This window comes from Kistimonas ophiarachnellae (assembly GCF_057552235.1).
On sequence record NZ_BAAJPA010000009.1, the window covers coordinates 168,786 to 188,746 of the forward strand.

General features: G+C 53.2%; 13 protein-coding genes. 8 read left to right on the top strand and 5 right to left on the bottom strand.

All coding sequences use genetic code 11. The features are described 5' to 3' along the window. Positions 1-28: 28 nt before the first annotated feature. Complete coding sequence (locus tag AC27K1_RS13165; RefSeq protein WP_487151142.1) at positions 29-1,642, top strand: glycerol-3-phosphate dehydrogenase/oxidase; 1,614 nt, start codon at positions 29-31, stop codon at positions 1,640-1,642. 83 nt (positions 1,643-1,725) lie between these two features. Then, positions 1,726-3,279, top strand: coding sequence for an FGGY-family carbohydrate kinase (locus tag AC27K1_RS13170; protein ID WP_487151143.1), 1,554 nt, complete (start codon positions 1,726-1,728; stop codon positions 3,277-3,279). A gap of 20 nt (positions 3,280-3,299) precedes the next feature. Here AC27K1_RS13170 and rarD read toward each other — a convergent pair whose 3' ends face one another. Next, a complete protein-coding gene (gene rarD / locus AC27K1_RS13175) occupies positions 3,300-4,193 on the bottom strand; it encodes an EamA family transporter RarD (protein ID WP_487151145.1) in 894 nt (297 codons plus the stop codon). A 322-nt stretch (positions 4,194-4,515) separates the two neighbouring features. On the opposite strand from rarD, the gene AC27K1_RS13180 reads away from it, so the two are divergent. The 5 genes from AC27K1_RS13180 to AC27K1_RS13200 all read left to right on the top strand — a co-directional run bounded on the left by AC27K1_RS13180 (position 4,516) and on the right by AC27K1_RS13200 (position 14,797). After that, entirely contained in the window at positions 4,516-6,648 is a 2,133-nt protein-coding gene (locus tag AC27K1_RS13180; protein ID WP_487151147.1) for a hemopexin repeat-containing protein, read from the top strand. Between the two features lie 807 nt (positions 6,649-7,455). Beyond that, entirely contained in the window at positions 7,456-8,238 is a 783-nt protein-coding gene (locus AC27K1_RS13185) for a hypothetical protein (RefSeq protein WP_487151149.1), read from the top strand. A 383-nt stretch (positions 8,239-8,621) separates the two neighbouring features. Next, a complete protein-coding gene (locus tag AC27K1_RS13190) occupies positions 8,622-10,550 on the top strand; it encodes a bifunctional 2',3'-cyclic-nucleotide 2'-phosphodiesterase/3'-nucleotidase (RefSeq protein WP_487151151.1) in 1,929 nt (642 codons plus the stop codon). A 93-nt stretch (positions 10,551-10,643) separates the two neighbouring features. Beyond that, a complete protein-coding gene (locus AC27K1_RS13195) occupies positions 10,644-11,735 on the top strand; it encodes an efflux RND transporter periplasmic adaptor subunit (protein WP_487151152.1) in 1,092 nt (363 codons plus the stop codon). After that, complete coding sequence (locus AC27K1_RS13200; RefSeq protein ID WP_487151154.1) at positions 11,735-14,797, top strand: efflux RND transporter permease subunit; 3,063 nt, start codon at positions 11,735-11,737, stop codon at positions 14,795-14,797. Before AC27K1_RS13195 ends, AC27K1_RS13200 begins: the two co-directional genes overlap by 1 nt. A 348-nt stretch (positions 14,798-15,145) precedes the next feature. Here AC27K1_RS13200 and AC27K1_RS13205 read toward each other — a convergent pair whose 3' ends face one another. Then, on the bottom strand, positions 15,146-16,699 hold the full coding sequence (locus AC27K1_RS13205; protein ID WP_487151156.1) for an F-box/WD repeat-containing protein: 1,554 nt from the start codon (positions 16,697-16,699) through the stop codon (positions 15,146-15,148). Positions 16,700-16,944: 245 nt separating this feature from the next. Here AC27K1_RS13205 and AC27K1_RS13210 point away from each other — a divergent pair, with 245 nt between their 5' ends. Beyond that, the gene (locus AC27K1_RS13210; protein ID WP_487151158.1) at positions 16,945-17,265 is read left to right on the top strand and encodes a DUF1820 family protein; all 321 of its coding nucleotides are present in this window, start codon (positions 16,945-16,947) and stop codon (positions 17,263-17,265) included. A gap of 50 nt (positions 17,266-17,315) precedes the next feature. Here AC27K1_RS13210 and AC27K1_RS13215 read toward each other — a convergent pair whose 3' ends face one another. The 3 genes from AC27K1_RS13215 to thiE are packed head-to-tail and all read right to left on the bottom strand — an operon-like array spanning position 17,316 to position 19,908. Beyond that, positions 17,316-17,948, bottom strand: coding sequence for a hypothetical protein (locus AC27K1_RS13215; RefSeq protein ID WP_487151160.1), 633 nt, complete (start codon positions 17,946-17,948; stop codon positions 17,316-17,318). Further along, positions 17,948-19,231 (bottom strand): glutamate-1-semialdehyde 2,1-aminomutase, encoded by a 1,284-nt coding sequence (hemL, locus tag AC27K1_RS13220; RefSeq protein ID WP_487151162.1) that lies wholly within the window; start codon positions 19,229-19,231, stop codon positions 17,948-17,950. The genes AC27K1_RS13215 and hemL overlap by 1 nt, the downstream gene beginning before the upstream one ends. 35 nt (positions 19,232-19,266) lie before the next feature. Further along, a complete protein-coding gene (gene thiE / locus AC27K1_RS13225; RefSeq protein ID WP_487151164.1) occupies positions 19,267-19,908 on the bottom strand; it encodes a thiamine phosphate synthase in 642 nt (213 codons plus the stop codon). Between the last annotated feature and the right edge of the window lie 53 nt (positions 19,909-19,961).

Genomic DNA, 19,961 nt, shown 5'->3' on the forward strand with positions numbered 1-19,961 from the left:
AAGCAGTCTGACACAAGAGGCAGGCCACATGAGTGAAGCGATCCGGGGACCGTTGGGGGGAACACGGGACGATATACTGGCCGAATTGCGGACAGTGGATGAATGGGATTTGATCGTTGTCGGTGGGGGTATCACCGGCGCCGGCATTCTGCGCGAAGCGTCCCGTTGTGGCTTACGCTGTCTGCTACTGGAACAGAAGGATTTCGCCTGGGGCACGTCCAGTCGTTCTTCCAAGATGGTGCATGGCGGTTTGCGCTACATTGCCCAGGGGCAACTCAAACTGACACATGATTCGGTCCGTGAGCGCGAACGGTTGTTGAAAGAAGCACCGGGGCTGGTGGAACGAAGTGAATTCACCATGACGCACTACAAAGGCGGTTTTCCCGGGCCGCTGGCTTTTTCTGCCGTGATGAATGTCTATGGCGCACTGGCCGGAAAACGCAGCCACCGTTTTTATACGGCTGATAAATTGAGTTCTCAAGTCACGCCGGGCATTCGGGAAGACGGGCTTAAAGGGGGAACCTGCTTTCACGATGCGATAGTCGACGATGCCCGACTGGTACTGCGTGTATTGTATGAAGCCCTTCACAGTGCCGGTGCGGAAGCGCTGAACTACTGTCGTGTTGCGTCATTGATCAAAGAGGGCGACCGGGTTTCCGGCGTCAATGCGGTGGACGAACTGACCGGTGAGGCGCTGACGCTCAAAGCGCGTGCAGTGGTTAATGCCACCGGGGTCTGGACGGATACACTGCGCAAGGAAGTCGGGCAGGCTGCGGTTGTGCGGCCATTGCGGGGTAGCCACCTGGTCGTCCCCTCCTGGCGTCTGCCTGTGGCCCAGGTGTGTTGCTTTATGCATCCTGTGGATAAACGACCGGTGTTTATTTTTCCCTGGGAAGGTCACACGGTGATTGGCACCACGGACCTGGATTACCGGGAATCACTGAATGATGAGCCGGTCATCAGTGAAGAGGAAGTCAATTATCTGCTGGAGGCGACCAATCACCAGTTTCCCGGCGCAGTGATGACCCGGGAGGATGTCATTTCCAGTTGGACCGGTGTTCGTCCGGTGATCAGCAGCGGCAAAGATGTGGATCCTTCGAAGGAAAAGCGTGAACATGCGATCTGGGATGACCAGGGGCTGATTACTGTCTGCGGGGGCAAGCTGACCACATTCCGCCTGATTGCGCTTGAGGTCATGGCCAGTGTTCGACGTTATATCCCCGGAGCCGATGGTTTCAGCCAGAAAGCGCCTATTTTTTCAGCCCCCGATACGGCACAGACCTTACCTCGTCAGCGGTCGGGTATAGAAAATGCTCTCCGTCGTCTCGAGGGGCGTTTTGGATTTGCGACCGGACAGGTTGTGAAAACCATACCCGGGGATGAGTGGACAGCGGTCGGCAGTACGGACTGTCTGTGGGGAGAGTTACGCTGGGCTGCCCGCCATGAACAGGTGGTTCATCTCGATGACCTGTTGTTACGCCGTACCCGGATAGGCAACCTGCTGGAAAACGGTGGTCAGGGCGAATTGCGACGTATCCGCGCCATCATGCAGGAGGAAGCGGGTTGGGATGCTGATCGCTGGCTCCAGGAGGTGGGGCGCTACCAGGCGCTTTGGCGCAAGGCGTACTCGATCGCCTCGTGATGACGTGCTGCCTTTCAGAAGGACGCACGAAAAAAGAATAACGGAGCAGGCCGCGGTTGCAGGCCTGCCGCAGGAGTAACCGGATGTCGCAGGAAAAGTACTTGCTGGCTATCGATAACGGTACCCAGAGTGTACGGGCCTTGTTGTTTGACCTGCAGGGAGAGCTGGTTGGCAAGTCGCGGGTAGAGCTTGACCCGTATTTTTCACCGAACCCGGGATGGGCGGAACAGGAGCCGGATTATTACTGGCAGGCGGTGGGGCGAGCCTGTCGGGAACTCTGGCGGGATACTGAGATTCCTGCCAGTGCCGTCAGTGGTGTGTCGGTGACCACACAGCGGGGCACTGTCGTTTGTGTCGATAAGCAGGGAAAAGCCTTGCGGCCAGCTATCCTGTGGCTGGACCAGAGACGTGCGAATACCGACGATGCCATTGGTGGCGGCTGGGATCTGATAGCAGCAGCGACAGGACTCAGGGAAACGCTGGATTATTTTCGCAGTAAATGCCAGGCCCGCTGGCTGGCGCAGAATCAGCCAGAGCTCTGGGACAATACCCATAAATTTCTGCTGCTGTCTGGCTGGCATACCTGGAAACTGACCGGTGAATTCAAGGATTCCACCGGATGCCAGGTGGGGTATATCCCGTTTGATTACAAACGCCAGCAGTGGGCCAAATCGTTTGACTGGAAGTGGCGCTGCACGGGTATTCGCCGGGCACAGCTGCCGGAGCTGGTCAAACCCGGGGAGTTACTCGGGCATGTGACGAAAGCCGCCTCTGAGTTCACCGGTATTCCTGAAGGTCTGCCCGTCATTGCGGCGGCGGCAGACAAAGCCTGTGAAGTGATTGGCTCCGGTTGCGCGGATGCCGGTACAGGCTGTCTCAGTTATGGCACGACGGCCACCATCAATACGGTCAACTACAAATACGTTGAACCACAGTTCCTGATTCCCCCGTTTGCTGCTGCTATTCCTGATGCCTATAACGCCGAGTTCATGGTTTACCGTGGCTACTGGATGGTGAGCTGGTTCAAGCAGCAGTTCGGTCATCCGGAACTGGAGCAGGCTGAACAACGTGGTGTTGTGCCGGAAGAGTTGTTTGAAGGGTTGCTTGATGAGGCGCCACCGGGGGCGATGGGCTTAATGCTGCAACCTTACTGGTCTCCTGGTCTTAAGAATCTGGAGGCCAAGGGCAGCATCATCGGTTTTGGTGATGTCCATACCCGTGCCCACGTGTATCGGGCGATTGTCGAAGGGCTGGCCTACGCGCTTCGTGAAGGGCGGGATATCCTGGAAAAACGCAGTGGTCACTCCATTGGCCGGCTGGTGGTTTCCGGTGGGGGATCGCAAAGTGATGGCGCCATGCAGCTGACAGCCGATATTTTCGGGCTGCCAGTGGAACGTCCGCATACCTATGAAACATCCGGCCTGGGGGCTGCCATCAATACAGCTGTAGGGCTTGGGCTCTATAAGGACTACCGCACGGCGATCACGCATATGACCAGACCTTGTCGTGTGTTCCAGCCGGATCCTGCCAATACCCTGTTATATGACCGCCTTTACAACGAGGTGTACCTGAAAATGTATAAGCAGATGCAGCCGTTGTATCGCAAGATCCGGGAGATTACAGGGTACCCGGAATGATGTGGGTACCCGGCTGATTGTCAGTAGGCGCTTCTCGGACGGTAATGGTCATAGGCGCTCTGCAAACAGCAGAGCAGCAGACCGGCCCAGATAAACCCAAAGCTGACGGCTTTGACGCTGTCGAATACTTCACCGAACAGTGCGATGGCCAGGAAGAACTGCAGGCTGGGCTCAATGTATTGAATCAGCCCCACAACCGTCAGTGATGTACGACGCACGGCCAGTGTGAACAGCCCCACAGGAAGCAGGGTAACCGGCGCCGAGAGAATATACAGCAGCTGAACATTGCTGCTGGCGTCAAAGAACACACTGCTTCCGTCGTAAAGCCGCCAGAACAGGTAGCCAAGGGCAAAGGGTGTCAGCAGGAGAGCTTCCATCAGCAGTGACGTCAGTGAATCGAAGGCGATGTATTTCTTGATCATGCCGTAGAAGCCAAACGCCACGCCCATGCCCAGCGCCAGCCAGGGCAGCTCGCCGTAATGCCAGACCTGCCAGCCAACGCCAAGGATACCTAATACAACAGCCGCTGCCTGGGCACGGTTCAGCCGTTCATTTAAAAACAGGACACCCAGCGCGATAGAGCACAGCGGATTGATAAAAAATCCCAGGCTGGCGGCAAGTACCTGGCCATGGGTCATGGCATAGATAAAACAGTACCAGGACAGGCACATGAACAGGCCTGCCAGCAGGCAGAGCAACAGCGAGCGCCGATCCGCCAACACCGTTCGCCAGTCAATATGTCGCCCGATGACCAACATCACCAGTAACAGCGTTGGTACGGACCATATCAGTCGCTGGGCCAGCATTTCATAGACATCGGCGCCCGGCACCAGGCGATAGTAAAGTGGCGTCAGCCCCCACAGTACAAAAGCGGATGCTGCCAGTAATGGGCCAGCCAAAGTGGATTGTTTCATCGTTTAGATTTGAGCCGTTGTCGAACAGGCCGGTGTCGTAATAGAGGCCTGTGCGTTTGGAAACAGGGCATCCCTGAATGCGTCAATGCGTTTTAAGCTGTTTTGATGGTGGTTCAGGGTGATACCGATGCAGTGTCTACCATGTCGTCTTTGGAAAGAATCAGTAGTTGTAGCAGGTGCTTCTGATGCGCTGTTTCACAGGATAACGGTACGGTTCTGGACATTCACATTCACTTCATGGCACTGTCACAGCCTGCTCTCACACTGAGGTCTCGCCCGGACTTCAGTGCCGGATAAAAACAACAACAGTCAGGGAGCCACAATGGACATGATCAATCACCGGTTCAGGCAGTCACTGCCTGCGCTGACGCTTTCCTCACTTCTCGCGGCCAGCACGGTAGCCGTGCCTCTGGCAGGGGTTGCCAGTGACGCTGAAGCCAACAGCGGCATTACGGTTCAGAAAAAGAAAAAGGTTTTGCTGATCGGTATTGACGGGTTACGCCCTGATTCCCTGCAGCAAGCCAATACACCCAACCTGGACCGGCTGATCAGCCAGGGATTCTTCAGCCCGATGCAGGCGGAAGACACGACCTGGAGTGCGCCTTGCTGGGCGACGGTTCTCTACGGTGTCTGGCGGGATCGCCATGGCATTACCAACAACACGTTCACGGGGTCGAGGCTGGGCAATATTCCAGACCTGTTCAGCCTGGTTGAACAGCAGAATCCCGCTCTCCATACTGCGCGGGTGACATCCTGGGATGGTATCCATCTGAGGATGCCAACCGGTGCTGATGAAGATCACTACTGGTATTACGGGAAGTATGAAGACAACACCACTGTCCCCAAGACCATCGAGCTACTGAACAATACGGATGTGGATGTTCTGTTTCAGTATTTCTCCATGGTTGATGCGAAGGGGCATGAACATGGTTTCAGTATTGATGTCCCGGAATACCGCAGTGCCATTGAAAAGGCAGACCGGCAACTGGGTGAGATTCTCAATGCCATGGAATCCCGCCCGAATTATGCGAATGAAGACTGGCTGGTGATTGCTGTGCCGGATCATGGTGGTACCGCTAATGGTCAGCATGGTCAGAATCGTCCGGAACATCGGAACAGCTGGTTTATTGCCAGTGGCGATGCGGTTTCACACCTGACCGCGGGTATCCGTACCGATGCGGCGCCGGTCGATGTAGTGCCTTCCATCCTTGATCACCTGGGGCTGTCCTGGCAGAACCAGGGACTGGATGGCCATTCGGTTCTGCGTGCACAGGTCGCTCAGCCAGCAACGATTGGTGCAGAGTTGATCGTCAATGGCAATGCCGAGCATGATCGTGGTTACACGAAATATGGCTATGAAGGCTCGACCTCCGGCTGGCTGGAAGGTGGCGGTGCGGTGCCGATTCAATATGGCGCTCCCGGTGGATTTCCCGGCGCGGGTAGCGTACCGGATGGCGGCAAGGTCTTCTTTGCCGGTGGCACCAGGCAGAAGTCAGCGATGATGCAGCGTATCGATGTATCGCATCTCGATTTGTCTCAGCCAGCCACCTATAACCTCTCGGCCTGGTTGGGCGGTTATGAACAGGATGATGACAAAGCCTCAGTGACCGTTCGTTTCAATGATGATGCCGGTATGGCGGCTACCCGGTGGGACAATGGCAAGGTCTATTTCTTCCGCGGCAGCCAGTATTACCGTTATGACCTGGGCAAGGATCGCGTCGATGGCGGTTATCCGGTGTCTATCGCCGGTGGTTGGCCGGGGCTGGATCGCTTTACCGGCGGCGCCAGTGATATTGATGCCGTGATCAACTGGGGCAACGGCAAAGCCTATTTCTTCAAGGATGACGAATATATCCGCTATGACATCAAGGCGGATCGTGCCGATGACGGTTATCCCATGAAGATCGCTGATCACTGGCCGGAACTGGCGAAGTTCAAGGGCGGCGCCCGGGATATCGATTCAGCGATCAACTGGAGCAATGGCAACGCCTATTTCTTCAAAGGGGAGGAATATATCCGCTACAACCTGGGCAGTGGCAAGGTGGATGTGGGTTATCCGTTGTTGATATCGGATACCACCTGGCCGGGAATGCACGTATGGCCGAGCCATATTGATGCCGCCTTCAGGAAAGACCTGTTCAAATCCTACCTGTTCAAGGAAGGCGAGTATGTCCGTTTTGACCATGCTCTCAATAAAGTGGATGCCGGCTATCCCAAGCCAATCACCAGCAGTACCTGGTCGGGTTTGAGTGACTGGTATTTCGGTCAGCGCAGTGTGACGATCGGGCCGGTGACAGAAGGCGATCGCGGCAGTGCGACAGGGTTTGTCTATCGTGAAGCCTCAGGCCAGGTACCCGCGGCGACGCAGACCATTGATGTGACCGTCCGGTTTGATGACAGCTGGGGTAGCAGTGATGGTTATGCGGATAATATCTCTCTGATACTGCAGCAGTAATGGGGCCGGGGGCAGTTCTTGCTGTCCCCGCTTTCCTGAAAAAAGGTTTTAGATTTCACCCTTTTACATTCTCACACCTTTTCTGAAAGTGCCTGACCCGTTTTTCCCATCAGCCATGTCTGCGGTTAATCCTCCAATCACCCGGCTAGTTCATGGCAGGAAAAGTCATGAATATCCGGCTGAATCAATCGTCTTTCCTGATGGCTTTTATTTCGTGTTTGCAGACGGATTTAAATTAAACAACGTATTTGTCGATTAAAAAGTCTCTTTCAATCAGGCTGTGCAGAGAAATTACCGGGCCGCGAAGCTTGTGGGGGGTTCCTGATCACCTGGCAAAAGAGCATGCTGTAAGGTATTACAAGACCTTCTACCCAAATGACCCCTATTACTCAAAAAAATGCGGACTGGGAAAAGCCTATGATGAAGAGTTATCAGATTCAACCTGGTTATTTCTCGACGCATTCTAGACTGCTGTCGTGGTGCCTCATTGCCGTTCAGTGAGAAGACCTGATTCTGCAGGGCCTGAAGGCTGTCCCGGCATAGAGCCCGCAGCGAGGACGACAGAAAAATTGAACTATTTCAGCAAACGCTGATCAAACAAATACCGTTGAAAATCGGACATTACTACCAGTGTGTTTGGGTGAGAATAGGCTGCTACTGAAGCCTGACTGAAAAAATGGCGGTTTTGCCTGATATAAAATATAGGAACGCTTAATGAATATAACGTCGAAAACAATTATTCTTAACACTATAAAAGACTATCTAAATGAGACCGAGGGTAACGAATTCGTTAACGAAGTCACTTGTATGAACGGTCGAATTATCATGCTGGCAGAGCCTTACGCTCACGGAAAAAAAAGCCTGTTGGCACAATTACAGGAAATAATACCGGACATCAAAATCAATCCAGGCGTGACCATTAGAGATGCGTATACCAAAATAAACAGATCTGTAGAAACGGCAGCATCTGCATCTGCATCAAGCGCCCCAACGCACCAGCAAATCAAAAAAAGGTTGGCGAAGTTTATTACAGAAGCAGAAGTTTCAAAGATAAGTACGCTGACAAACACGGAATTTCCATCAATTCTGGCTATGAAAAATATTTGCTCAACAAGAGGAGATGAAATTAGTAAAGATGTATTTGCCTACGAATTCGATAACGCTTATTCACCGGATGAATGGAGATTACAAAACAACAAAAAGCACGAAAGCGTTGATAAAAAAGAATTGCATATGAGCAGAGTTGTTTTATTCCAGTATGAGCAAAGATTCGCGATAAACAAAGAAGATTTAGTGCTACCAAAAACGATCGTTCAAGAAAGGATAGATAATGAAGAAACCCAAAGAATTCTAATAAAACACAAAGAAAATTATACGACCAAAGAATTTACAGAAGACTTCCTGAAAAATACTGTTAACGGCAAAAGCACTGCACACGTGGCGCGTGAACTGGGTATGTGTATTGACAGGATCACCGTTTGTTATGACGGACAGGAAGTGACTTCCATTGAGAGGGATGATTCAGACTTCAAACTCAAGAAGTTTGATGTTGTTATCCATGTCAGCCCAAATCCTGAAATATATCCGTAAAACAGCGGTTAGCGTCCCCAGTGGCAGTAAAAGCTTGCCAGGAGGCCAGAAGGGGCAGGTCTTTCATCTTTTGCACCGCGTCTTCTCACACCGATGCCATGATCGTGAGTGGTGTCCCTCTTTGGAAGGCCCATGGCTGGCAGCATCCGCTTTTGTACTGTGGGGCTGACGCCACTGTACTATCGTCTGGTACCGGGCGCGCCAAAGTTTATGAAATGCTGGCCCAGCGACTGATAGGGTCAGTGCCAACGCTGTTTTATTTCATTCCTTGCTTTCATGCATGACCATGCTGCGCTCTTTTTGATGGAAAATCCCGTTGCCACAAGTCATTGCTATAGTTTCTCGCAGTCTTCTCGACATATACCTTAATAGGGGCAGGCGTTATGCTGAAAACCCTGATTCTGCTGGTAACAGGATTACTCTTAATGACTGCACAGGCAGCCACCCTCCAGCTCCGCGTGCTGGAAACGACCGATCTTCATGTCAACATCATGGATTTCGATTACTACAAGGATCGTCCGACGGATCAGTACGGCCTGGTTCGCGACGCAACGCTGATCCGTCAGGCCCGTGATGAAGTGGCTAACAGTCTGCTGGTGGATAACGGTGACCTGCTCCAGGGATCGCCCATGGGTGACTATGCCGTCAGCCGGTCCGGGGAAGAAGGTTGGGTGCATCCTGCCTACAAGGTCATGAACCGGATGGGCTATGACGTAGCCAATCTAGGTAACCATGATTTCAACTATGGACTGGATTATCTCAGGAAGGCGCTTCAAGGCGCCGGGTTTCCCGTTATTTCCGCCAATGTGTTTGATGCCTCGACTGGCGACCACGTTTTCAAACCCTACCTGGTCAAACCCTGCGTTTTTACTGATACAGCCGGTAATGAACAGCCACTCAACGTGGGGTTTATTGGCTTCCTGCCGCCCCAGATTATGCGCTGGGATAAGGAACACCTGGAAGGTGTCGTGACGGCGCAGGATATTGTCGAGACAGCGGCAACGCTTGTGCCAAAAATGCGTGCGGAAGGGGCGGATATCGTTATTGCCCTCAGCCATAGCGGCTTTGACAGTGAACCTTATGAACCCATGGCAGAGCAGGCGGTGAACGGCCTGTCGCAGGTGCCGGGTATTGATGCCATCGTTATGGGGCATGCACATAAGGTGTTCCCGGGGCCTGTGTTTGAGAACGATGCCGGTGTGGATCTTGAACGTGGCACGATTAACGGTGTGCCGGCCGTGATGCCGGGCTTTTGGGGCAATCATATAGGGGTGATTGACCTGACGCTGGAGAAGCATGCAAGTGGCTGGCGCGTCATAGACAGTCATTCTGAAGCGCGCCCACTGACAGGACCGGACCATAAACCATTGGTCGAGGCGGATGCTGAACTGGTAGCTGCCCTGGCGGAAGATCACGAAGGCACCCGGGCGTTCGTGGGACGACCTATCGGAGAAGCCTGCTCGGAAATCTACAGTTATCTGGCCTTGATTCAGGACGATCCCAGCATCCAGATTGTCAATGATGCCCAGATTGATTACGTGCGACGGGCCGTCAGGGATAATGATGCATTGAATGCATTGCCAATACTGGCGGTATCGGCTCCCTTCAAGGCAGGCGGACAACGGGATCCGGCCAACTACACGGAAGTGGAGAAAGGGAAGCTGTCTTTCAGAAATGCCGTGGATCTTTATCCGTTTCCCAATACCCTGGTGGTATTGAAAATCACCGGTGCAGAGCTGAAAGAGTGGCTGGAGTGCGCGGCCGGGCAGTTTAACCAGGTTGATCCGTCCAGCCCTGAACCGCAGATGCTGATCGACAACCACTTTCCCAACCACAACTTTGATGTGATTGAAGGCGTCGAGTATCAGATAGATGTTACGCAGCCCGCCCGTTATGACGATCACTGTCGGTTGATTCATCCTGAGTCTGAACGTATCAGGGCGCTGGCCTGGCAGGGGCAGCCTGTTAACCCGGAACAACACTTCCTGGTGGCGGCCAATAATTACCGTGCCTACGGCGGCAAGTTTGCCGGTACCGGGGCAGAATCCGTGGTATTCGTATCACCGGAGGAAAACCGCGAAATTCTGGCGGATTACATTGAGCGGCAAACCCGTGAACAGGGTTTTGTACGCGCCGCGGCAGACCATAACTGGCGGTTGGCACCGATCACGAATCCAGCGCTGGATCTGCGCTTTGAAACCTCACAATCAGCCAAGGCTGCGCGCTTTATTGAAACCTATGCCCGCCATGCGATGACCTACCTGCATGAGAATGATGACGGCTTTGCTGTCTATCGTGTCGCCATCCACTGACAAACCCGGCCCGGTGAGCCGGGCAACGCTGACGTCAACCTGTTGATCGTGTAAGCTTGCGACACTACGTATTGACAGCAGGAATCTCGTCGCATGTGGGGCAAGCCGTTACTGGTCCTGGGTTTTCTGGGACTGACCATTACGCTCTCAGGTTGCCAGAAGGAACCGGCACAACAGGAAGCACTTATTCGTCCGGTCAAGCTCTTTGAGGTAGCCGGTAGCAGCAGCCAGCAACTGCGTCATTTCCCCGGTCATGTGACGGCCAGTGATGAAGCCGAGATCTCGTTTCGCATACCCGGTGAGCTTGTTGATCTGCCCCTGAATGAAGGGCAGCACGTCGATAAGGGACAGCTCCTGGCGCGGCTGGATGACCGGGATGTCCGCAACGAAGTGGCAGACCGCCAGGCCAGCTATGAGCTGGCGCAGATTGATTTCCAGCGCAAGAAATCCCTGCTTGAGCGAAAAGTCATTTCCCAGGCTGATTACGACAAGGCCAGTGCCCAGCTGAAATCCAGCAAGGCCGCACTGGACCTGGCCCGTGACAAGCTGGCCTATACCGTCCTGAAAGCCCCCTTTGCCGGTCGTGTTGCCCGTCTGGAAGTCGAAAACCATCAGTTCATCCAGGCCAAGCAGACCATTCTTTTGCTGCAGAGTGACAATGCGGTAGATATCCACATTCAGGTGCCGGAGAGTATCGTGGTGAATGTGGATGCCAATACCGTGGAAGCCGGTTACATGCCCCAGGCCAGTTTTGCTGCCGCGCCGGATCGTCAGTTCCCTGTTCAGTATAAGGAGCATGCGACCAAGGTAACGCCGGGTACCCAGACCTATGATGTGGTGTTCACCATGCCGGTGCCGGATGACCTGACCCTGCTGCCCGGCATGACCACGACCGTGACGATCGATCTTGCCCGTATCGTCCGCCAGCGTTCTCAGATCCCCTATGTATTGATTCCCTCTCAGGCCGTGGTGAACAGTGACACCGATGGTCGCACACTGGTCTGGCGCTATAACGCAGATACCGGACAGGTGAATGCGGTAGAAGTCACGGTGGGCCGCATTACGGAAGCCGGCATTCAGGTGCTGTCCGGCCTCCAAACCGGTGACCGGGTGGTGGTGGCGGGCGCCCGCCAGTTAACGGAAGGCCTGAAGGTCAAACCACTGCGCTGGGAGCGGGGACTGTAATGAATACTGCGGAGTACAGTATCCGGCACTCAGTGATCAGCTGGATGTTTGTCGCCCTGTTGCTGGTGGGGGGCGCCCTGTCGTTTCTTGGCCTGGGCCAGCTCGAATTTCCCGAGTTCACGATCAAGTCCGCCATGGTGATCACCCCGTACCCGGGGGCTTCGCCGGAGCAGGTGGAAGAAGAAGTGACTTTGCCGTTGGAAGATGCCATCCAGCAATTGGCGGCGGTGAAGTTTGTGGAATCGGTGAACAGTGCCGGCATGTCGCAGATCTCCGTGGAAATCCGGGATCAATATGACAAACATGACTTGCCCCAGATCTGGGATGAACTGCGCCGCAAGGTGAATGATGCCCAGTCCAGTTTGCCACCGGGTGTGCAGCCTTCTCAGGTGGAAGATGATTACGGGGATGTCTTCGGGATTCTTCTGAATATCACCGGTGAGGATTTCAGCTACCGCGAACTGGAGAATTATGCCGATTACCTGCGCCGTGAGTTGGTTCTGATTCCTGGCGTAAAGAAAGTCGTGCTGGATGGTACCCGTCCTGAACAGGTGGTTGTTGAAATCTCCCAGGCACGACTGGCTGCCCTTAACCTGAGTCCTGAATATATTTTCGGTCTGATCCAGAACCAGAATGTGGTCTCCAACGCCGGGCGCATGTTTGTGGACGGTGCGTCAGTGCGCATTCATCCCACCGGTGAATTCCGTAATGTCGCGGAGATGGAGCGCCTGATTATCAGCCCGCCGGGAAGTGAAAAACTGGTTTACCTGGGCGATATCGCCACCGTCAGCAAGGCGTATACAGAAACGCCGTCGGTTGTGTATCACAACAACGGTGATGACGCGATTTCACTGGGAATCTCCTTTACCAGTGGCGTCAATGTCGTGAAAGTCGGCGAAGCAATCGATGCGAAACTGCTGGCGCTGGAAAGTCAGCGTCCCATCGGCATGGACATCACGACAGTTTATAACCAGCCGGAAGTCGTTTCGAAATCGGTGAATGGCTTCCTGATCAACCTGGCGGAATCCATTGCCATTGTGATCATTGTTCTTCTGCTGTTTATGGGATTGCGCTCAGGCTTGCTGATGGGGGCTGTCCTGCTCCTGACAATCCTGGGTACCTTCATCGTTATGAAGATCCTGTCGATTAATCTGCAGATGATTTCACTGGGTGCCCTGATTATTGCGCTGGGAATGCTGGTAGATAACGCCATCGTGGTGACCGAAGGCATACTGGTTGGTATCAAGCGAGGTCTCAGTCGGTTGGAAGCGGCAAAGCGGGTGGTCACTCAGACACAGTGGCCACTGCTTGGCGCCACGGTGATTGCGATCATCGCTTTCGCGCCGATCGGTCTCTCTCAGGACAGTACCGGCGAATTCTGCAAATCACTGTTCCAGGTGTTATTGATCTCCCTGTTCATCAGCTGGATTACTGCGATTACGCTGACCCCCTTTTTCTGCAACCTGCTGTTCAAGGATAACGAGCACGACGCAGGCTCTGATGATCCGGAAGATCTTTATAAAGGTGCGGTGTTTACCCTGTATCGACAGTTGCTCAGCCTCGCCATGCGGCATCGTCCCATTACCCTCGCGCTGACGGGTATGGCGCTGGTAGCTGCGGTTGCCGGAATGGGATTGGTAAAAAATGTGTTTTTCCCGCCCTCTAACACGCCGATGTTCTTTATTGATTTCTGGATGCCGGAAGGCAGCGATATCCGGGCCACGGAAGCGGAGATGTCGCGTCTTGAAGACGAAGTGCTGGGGCTGGAGGGTGTCACGGCGGTAACAACCGTGATGGGCCGTGGCGCCCAGCGTTTCGTGCTGCCCTATTCACCGGAACAGATGTATGCCAGCTATGGCCAGGTGATTATCACCGCCCGTGATCTGGACACTATTGATGAGCTGTTTCCCCGGGTAGAGTCCCTGTTGGCGGAAGACTTCTCCCAGGCCGAATACCGGGTGATGCGGTTGGAAAACGGGCCGGCGCCAGCCGCCAAAATTGAAGCGCGATTCTATGGTGAAGACCCGGCCGTGTTGCGTTACCTGGGGAGTCAGGCCGTCGAGATTCTCAACAATGAACCGGCGGCCGATGCGATTCGGCATACCTGGCGTAACCAGTCGCTGATTGTCCGCCCGGTGGTGGATGATGCGCAGGCTCGGCGCAGTGGTATTTCCAAGCAGGCGCTTGACGATGCATTGCTGGTGAATTTCAGCGGTAAACAGGTGGGTGTTTACCGGGAAGGCAGTCACCTCATGCCTATCATGGCCCGTGCGCCGGAACAGGAACGGCTGGACGCCGACAGCCTGACGGGTCTGCAGGTCTGGAGTAAAGAATACTCAACCTTTGTGCCTATCACCCAGGTAGTTTCCCGGTTCGACAGCGAATGGGATAACCCGCTGATTGTCCGCCGTGACCGCAAGCGGATGCTGGCGGTATTGGCGGAACCGGCCGAGTCCAGCGGTGAAACCGCAGATTCGGTATTCCGTCGGGTGAAGGGAGAGATTGAGGCCATTCCCCTGCCGCCGGGTTACAGCCTGGAGTGGGGCGGTGAACATGAAAGCGCCGGCGACGCCCAGACCGCCGTGTTTGGTTCACTCCCGCTGGGTTATCTGACCATGTTCCTGATCACGGTCTTCCTGTTCAATTCTGTCCGGCAACCCATCGCGATCTGGGTGACGGTGCCGCTGGCCCTGATTGGCGTGGTGTCAGGCTTGTTGTTGCTGAATGCACCCTTCAGCTTCATGGCACTGCTGGGCTTGCTGAGCCTGTCGGGGATGCTGATTAAAAACGGCATAGTGCTGGTCGATCAGATCAACCTGGAACTCTCCCAGGGCAAGGAAGCGTATGAAGCGGTGTTCCACTCGGCGGTCAGCCGTGTTCGGCCGGTGTGCATGGCGGCGCTGACCACCATGCTGGGCATGCTGCCACTACTTTTTGATGCGTTTTTCAAATCAATGGCGGTGACGATTATCTTCGGCCTCGGCTTTGCGACACTGCTGACATTGATTGTGTTACCTGTTGTCTACACGTTGTTGTATCGGATCAGCTGGCGCCAGCTTTGAAGCTGTCAGTGATGTCAGTTCTTGAAGTGTTAGCCGACGTTAAGAACTGACATTAATTATTGGCTCAGTAAAATGTCGTAACGTTGATGAGGCTTTTTTGTGGCGAAAAGTTTATACCAATTGTTTTTTCTAACCACTGTTTAATGCTCGGCCGCCTGTTTTGTATTGCTTGCTAAAATTTGCAGGTTTCCTGGGTAGGTCGGTTTCCGAAGGAAGCCGACGTCGTCTGCCGGTAGAACGTCGGCTCGCAAGCGAACCGACCTGCGCCAACAAAGCAAACCTGTCGCCTTTATAGCCAATCGTCCAGATTGCAGGCAGTTATAACGTAGTTAGAACAAGCGATTGGTATTACTGCGTTGCCTCTGCCTGGGTTCCCGGTATCAGGTCCCATATTTCAATCGTTTCTTCTAATGCTACAACAAGAAATTGACCATTTTTTATCGTAAAAAGTGCAAAATTTCTTCTGGGAGAGGAGCTATTACAATTTGGAGGAAAGGGGATTGACAGGGATGGTTGTATATCGGCGCCATGGTTGCTGGGTTCCCAAATGTAGATGTCGTTAGTACCTATTGTGGCTAGTCGACCATCCAGCAATGCTGTGGCTCGTGTATCGCTTTTATAAATTTCGCTTTCGAACTGACCGGCATCTACCTGAAACCAGTCGGCAGTCTGTAGCCGGTGTTGCAGGAAATCACTGTTCAGAATAGTGATGTGACTGCAGTTGTCTGTTGATGCAACGAGCCTTCCATGATCCAGCCGGGTAAAACTTTTTACATTGCGGCTGAAACGTAATGTTGCGAGTAACTCGACTTGATGATTTTGGTCTAACCGCCATAAAAACGCTGTTTTGTGTGCGTCTGTTCTTGCGGTTTCACGTGCGCAAGGAAATGTCGTGATATGTTCTGCGTTTAATACTGAAAAACGGTGAATTTCCGTTTCACAAAAGGAGAATCTATCCATTATTTGAAACTTTGTGGTATCAGGTTGCAACAGCTTCCAGATGATTGCTGAACCATTTTTGTACCCAGATACAAAAATGAGCGGCGAATCAGTGATGAGTTGGATTGTTGTAATGTCCTGATTGTCTCTGTGTTCACTGAATGCCTGTGATGGCTGATTGTGACGGGGTATCCTGTCGAAGCGTTCAATGAGTGTACATGAACCCGTATAGAGAGAATTGGGTGTCGGATTTGCAATGAAAGTAATCGGTTCTTCAGAATTGTTCGAGTGACAGGTTTTTATTAGTTCAGCCTGTTCTGATTCTAGACACCATATTCGTGTTTCACCATTGGTATGGGCCGTTGCCAGAAGTTTTTTATGTGGGTCTATCTCCTTGATCGTTGTCGTATAGGTAGGGGTATTTATTAAGTGGATGCGGCGTCTTTTAATAAATCCAAGATTGGATTGTTTTCTAAGAATGGCAGCCATTAATAAAGAACAGTTGTGAGCTTCATTTATTAACCCTTTCGGTACATTTTGTTGTTTTAAAATACATTGAGTGCGTTTTATATTGAAGTAGTCTAGAAAAGCGGCGGTTTTGAAACCGGATTGTTCTTGGTGGTTTTCTCCAAAGTACCGCTGAACCAATAGGTTGGTGCAAGGTTTATTATAGTGTTCTAGCGCGATTCGCCTTAATTTTGAATGAAGCGGCATTAATATATGTATTTCTCTGTCTGAAAGGTATGACATTATTTTTATTATGAGTTCGTCAGGAAGATCTATGAAAGGGGAATGTGTTTCTGTAGATGGTCTGGAAAAATGTTGAATGCTTTTTACCCGCGTTTTTATAGACGATGCTTTTTTCACAATGTAACAATAAAATTGTGATCGCTTCTGCTCTTTCGGTTTGTAAGGAACGCTTTTGGCTTCCTGAATACATACTAACGGTATAGCACTTGCCATTACTGCTCCTAATGAGTTTTTAAGTGTGTTGAGAGGAAATGTTCAACTTAAGACAAAGAGAAAAGGTGAAAGTTCTCTGTTTTCAAAGCACTTTTAAATCACGACACACGCAATGTATTGAAACCGATTGTAAATGCATGGTTATCATTGCCTGGTGAGTAAGTTGTCGTTAGAGCAATCATAAACTTGTGGTATCCTGCTTACCCTTTGTTTCACTGTGTAATTATTTACCGAACAGCATAACTATGGCAGCCAGGCAGATATACAGAGTTGTTTTCCATAACCAGGGTGAAATCTACGAGGTGTACGCCAAGCAGGTTTTCCAGAGTGACATGTATGGCTTCATTGAGGTGGAAGGTTTTATCTTCGGTGAACGCACCCAGATGGTGGTCGATCCCTCCGAGGAAAAACTGAAAGCCGCCTTCGAAGGGGTGAAAAGCAGTTTTATTCCCATGCACTCGATCATTCGCATAGACCAGGTGGAAAAAGAGGGTAAAGGCAAGATTATGGATGCCAAGGGGCAGAATATTGCGCCTTTCCCGATGCCACCGATTCCCGGGAAATAAACCACAAAAAAGGCTGCTTTAACGCAGCCTTTTTTGTTGGGGGCCAACGTTCAACGGCTCTTTCCACGGAGGTAGTGGAAGAAACCGCTGGCAATACAGAGGTTACCGAGTGCCAGCAGGTAGTGAAAAAGGTCCATACGAAGAAAGCCCGCCAGCTGACCTTCCGTGCCAATCACCAGGCCGCCAATAAAATAGGCGCAGATGCCGGTCAGGGAAAAGGCGGTAAAGGTGGGCTTGCGTTCGCCTCGTGTGATAATCGCTGCCGTCATCAGCAGCAGGGCGCCGGTGCTCAGGATCAGGTGCCAGGCATCCAGCCATTCCAGCCGGCGCATCAGTTCAAAGCAGGCCATAAGCCCCAGGAGGATGGAACCCCAGTCCTGTCTGCGCAGTGGCCAGTTCCATACGGTAGCAGCAATGGCTGCCGCCAGCAGGGAGGGTGACAGGTAGTTGGCAGCCTGGTTCAGCATCTGGTGAGGTTCTGTCCAGATGGCGGAAAAACCATAGCGCAGTGTGCCCAGGCCAGCCGCTGCCGCGACCAGGCCAAAGGCCAGTAACGCAATGGTAGCCGGCATGCGCCGGCTGGGTTCAAAGGAGCGAAACTGCGCCATGAGAAAGACGCCGAACAGGCTGGAAAAAGCCAGTACGGCGTCAGAGATAGCAACGGATATAACCGGTTCGAACATCAGGCAATCCTGGCAAAGGCTCTTTCTGCCGCGGCAAGCGTTTCATCAATATCCGCATCGCTGTGGGCGCTGGAAATAAAGCCGGCTTCAAAGGCGGAGGGTGCGAGGTAGACCCCTTCTTCCAGCATGGCGTGGAAGAAACGACCAAAACGCTCACTGTCACAGCGCATCACCTGGTCAAAGCGCTCGACGCGTTCCTGATCCGTGAAGAACAGACCAAACATGGCGCCAGCCTGGCTGGTGGTGAAGGGAATACCGGCCGCATCGGCCCGTTCCTGCAGACCAGACAGTAAGCGGGTGACTCGCTGGCTGAGTTGCTCATGGAAACCGGGTTCAGTAATCAGGTCCAGTACCGTCAGGCCGGCTGACATGGCAACCGGGTTGCCGGAGAGCGTACCTGCCTGGTACACAGGACCCAACGGGGCAATGTGTTCCATGATTTCACGACGACCGCCAAAAGCGCCCACCGGCATACCGCCACCGATGACTTTGCCCAGGGTGGTCAGGTCCGGCGTGACACCGTAATAGCCTTGGGCACCGCCGAGGGAGACCCGGAAGCCGGTCATGACCTCATCAAAAATCAGCACCGTGTCGTACTCATCGCAGATTTCCCGTAAGCCTTCGAGGAAGCCTGGTACCGGTGGAATACAGTTCATGTTGCCCGCCACGGGTTCCACGATGATGCAGGCGATCTCGTCGCCGGTTTCGGCAAAGGCCTTGCGGACACTGTCCAGATCGTTATAGGTCAGCGTGATGGTATGCGCCGCCAGGTCAGCAGGGACACCCGGAGAGTTAGGCACGCCGAGGGTCAGGGCACCGGAACCTGCCTTGACCAGCAGGGAATCCGAATGGCCATGGTAGCAGCCCTCGAACTTGACGATCTTGTCCCGGCCGGTATAACCACGGGCCAGGCGAATGGCGCTCATGGTGGCCTCGGTGCCTGAATTCACCATTCGTACCATATCCATGGAAGGCACCAGCTCACAGACCTTGTCGGCCATGGTGATTTCAATGGCAGTGGGCGCCCCGAAGCTCAAACCCAGCTTGACCTGCTCCTGAACGGCGGCAATCACCCGCGGATGGTTGTGACCGACAATCATCGGGCCCCAGGAACCGATGTAGTCGATATAGGCCTTACCGTCTTCATCATACATGCGTGCGCCATCGGCGCGACGGAAGAAGACCGGTGTGCCACCGACACCCCTGAATGCGCGAACCGGCGAGTTGACGCCACCGGGAATATGCCGCTGTGCTTGCTGGAACAGGGATTCTGAGCGATTCATTGTATGTCCTTTTCGATCACAGGCTGGCCGCCACGTCAGGAGGGACGAAACAACTGGTTGTACTGGCGGGCCCGGGCTTCGATATTATCGGCGCTGAACAGGTCACTGATGACAGCCACCATGTTGACGCCCTGCGAAATGATATCCGGCGCATTATCCAGTGTTATGCCACCGATGGCTACTATTGGTACGTTTAATGTCCGGCAGGCTTCGGCCAGCAGCCCGGGTTTGACGTCGACAGCCGCTTCCGGCTTGGTTGGCGAGGGGAAACAGGCGCCGAAAGCGACGTAATCCGCCCCCCGCGATTGCATCACCAGTGCGCGCTCCAGCGAACCGTAGCAGCTGATGCCGATGATGACATTATCCCCCAGGTGAGTGCGTGCATCCGATACGGTATCGTCATCTGCGCCGAGATGGACGCCATCTGCTCCACAGGCCGCCGCCAGTGCGACATCGTCATTGATGATGAGAGGCACGCGGTAGTTCTGACAAAGCGCTTTAAGCAAACGGGCCTGATGCAACCTTCTTTCATTATCCGTGCTTTTGTCACGATACTGCAGTATGGCCATGCCACCTTTCAGCGCTGTTTCCACTTTGGCTAGTAAGGTTTTGTCATCAGGCATCAGGGCGCTATCGGTGATGCCGTACAGACCTGTGAATCGCTCAAGGGTGGCCATGATCAAAATCCTGTTATGAATCAGCGTCACTTAATATAGGCAAAGCTTCGGGG

Excerpts from the sequence above, each read along its gene's own strand:
- AC27K1_RS13165 (WP_487151142.1), top strand. The coding sequence starts at position 29 with ATGAGTGAAGCGATCCGGGGACCGTTGGGGGGAACACGGGACGATATA.
- AC27K1_RS13170 (WP_487151143.1), top strand. The coding sequence starts at position 1,726 with ATGTCGCAGGAAAAGTACTTGCTGGCTATCGATAACGGTACCCAGAGT.
- rarD (WP_487151145.1), bottom strand. The coding sequence starts at position 4,193 with ATGAAACAATCCACTTTGGCTGGCCCATTACTGGCAGCATCCGCTTTT.
- AC27K1_RS13180 (WP_487151147.1), top strand. The coding sequence starts at position 4,516 with ATGGACATGATCAATCACCGGTTCAGGCAGTCACTGCCTGCGCTGACG.
- AC27K1_RS13185 (WP_487151149.1), top strand. The coding sequence starts at position 7,456 with ATGAACGGTCGAATTATCATGCTGGCAGAGCCTTACGCTCACGGAAAA.
- AC27K1_RS13190 (WP_487151151.1), top strand. The coding sequence starts at position 8,622 with ATGCTGAAAACCCTGATTCTGCTGGTAACAGGATTACTCTTAATGACT.
- AC27K1_RS13195 (WP_487151152.1), top strand. The coding sequence starts at position 10,644 with ATGTGGGGCAAGCCGTTACTGGTCCTGGGTTTTCTGGGACTGACCATT.
- AC27K1_RS13200 (WP_487151154.1), top strand. The coding sequence starts at position 11,735 with ATGAATACTGCGGAGTACAGTATCCGGCACTCAGTGATCAGCTGGATG.
- AC27K1_RS13205 (WP_487151156.1), bottom strand. The coding sequence starts at position 16,699 with ATGGCAAGTGCTATACCGTTAGTATGTATTCAGGAAGCCAAAAGCGTT.
- AC27K1_RS13210 (WP_487151158.1), top strand. The coding sequence starts at position 16,945 with ATGGCAGCCAGGCAGATATACAGAGTTGTTTTCCATAACCAGGGTGAA.
- AC27K1_RS13215 (WP_487151160.1), bottom strand. The coding sequence starts at position 17,948 with ATGTTCGAACCGGTTATATCCGTTGCTATCTCTGACGCCGTACTGGCT.
- hemL (WP_487151162.1), bottom strand. The coding sequence starts at position 19,231 with ATGAATCGCTCAGAATCCCTGTTCCAGCAAGCACAGCGGCATATTCCC.
- thiE (WP_487151164.1), bottom strand. The coding sequence starts at position 19,908 with ATGGCCACCCTTGAGCGATTCACAGGTCTGTACGGCATCACCGATAGC.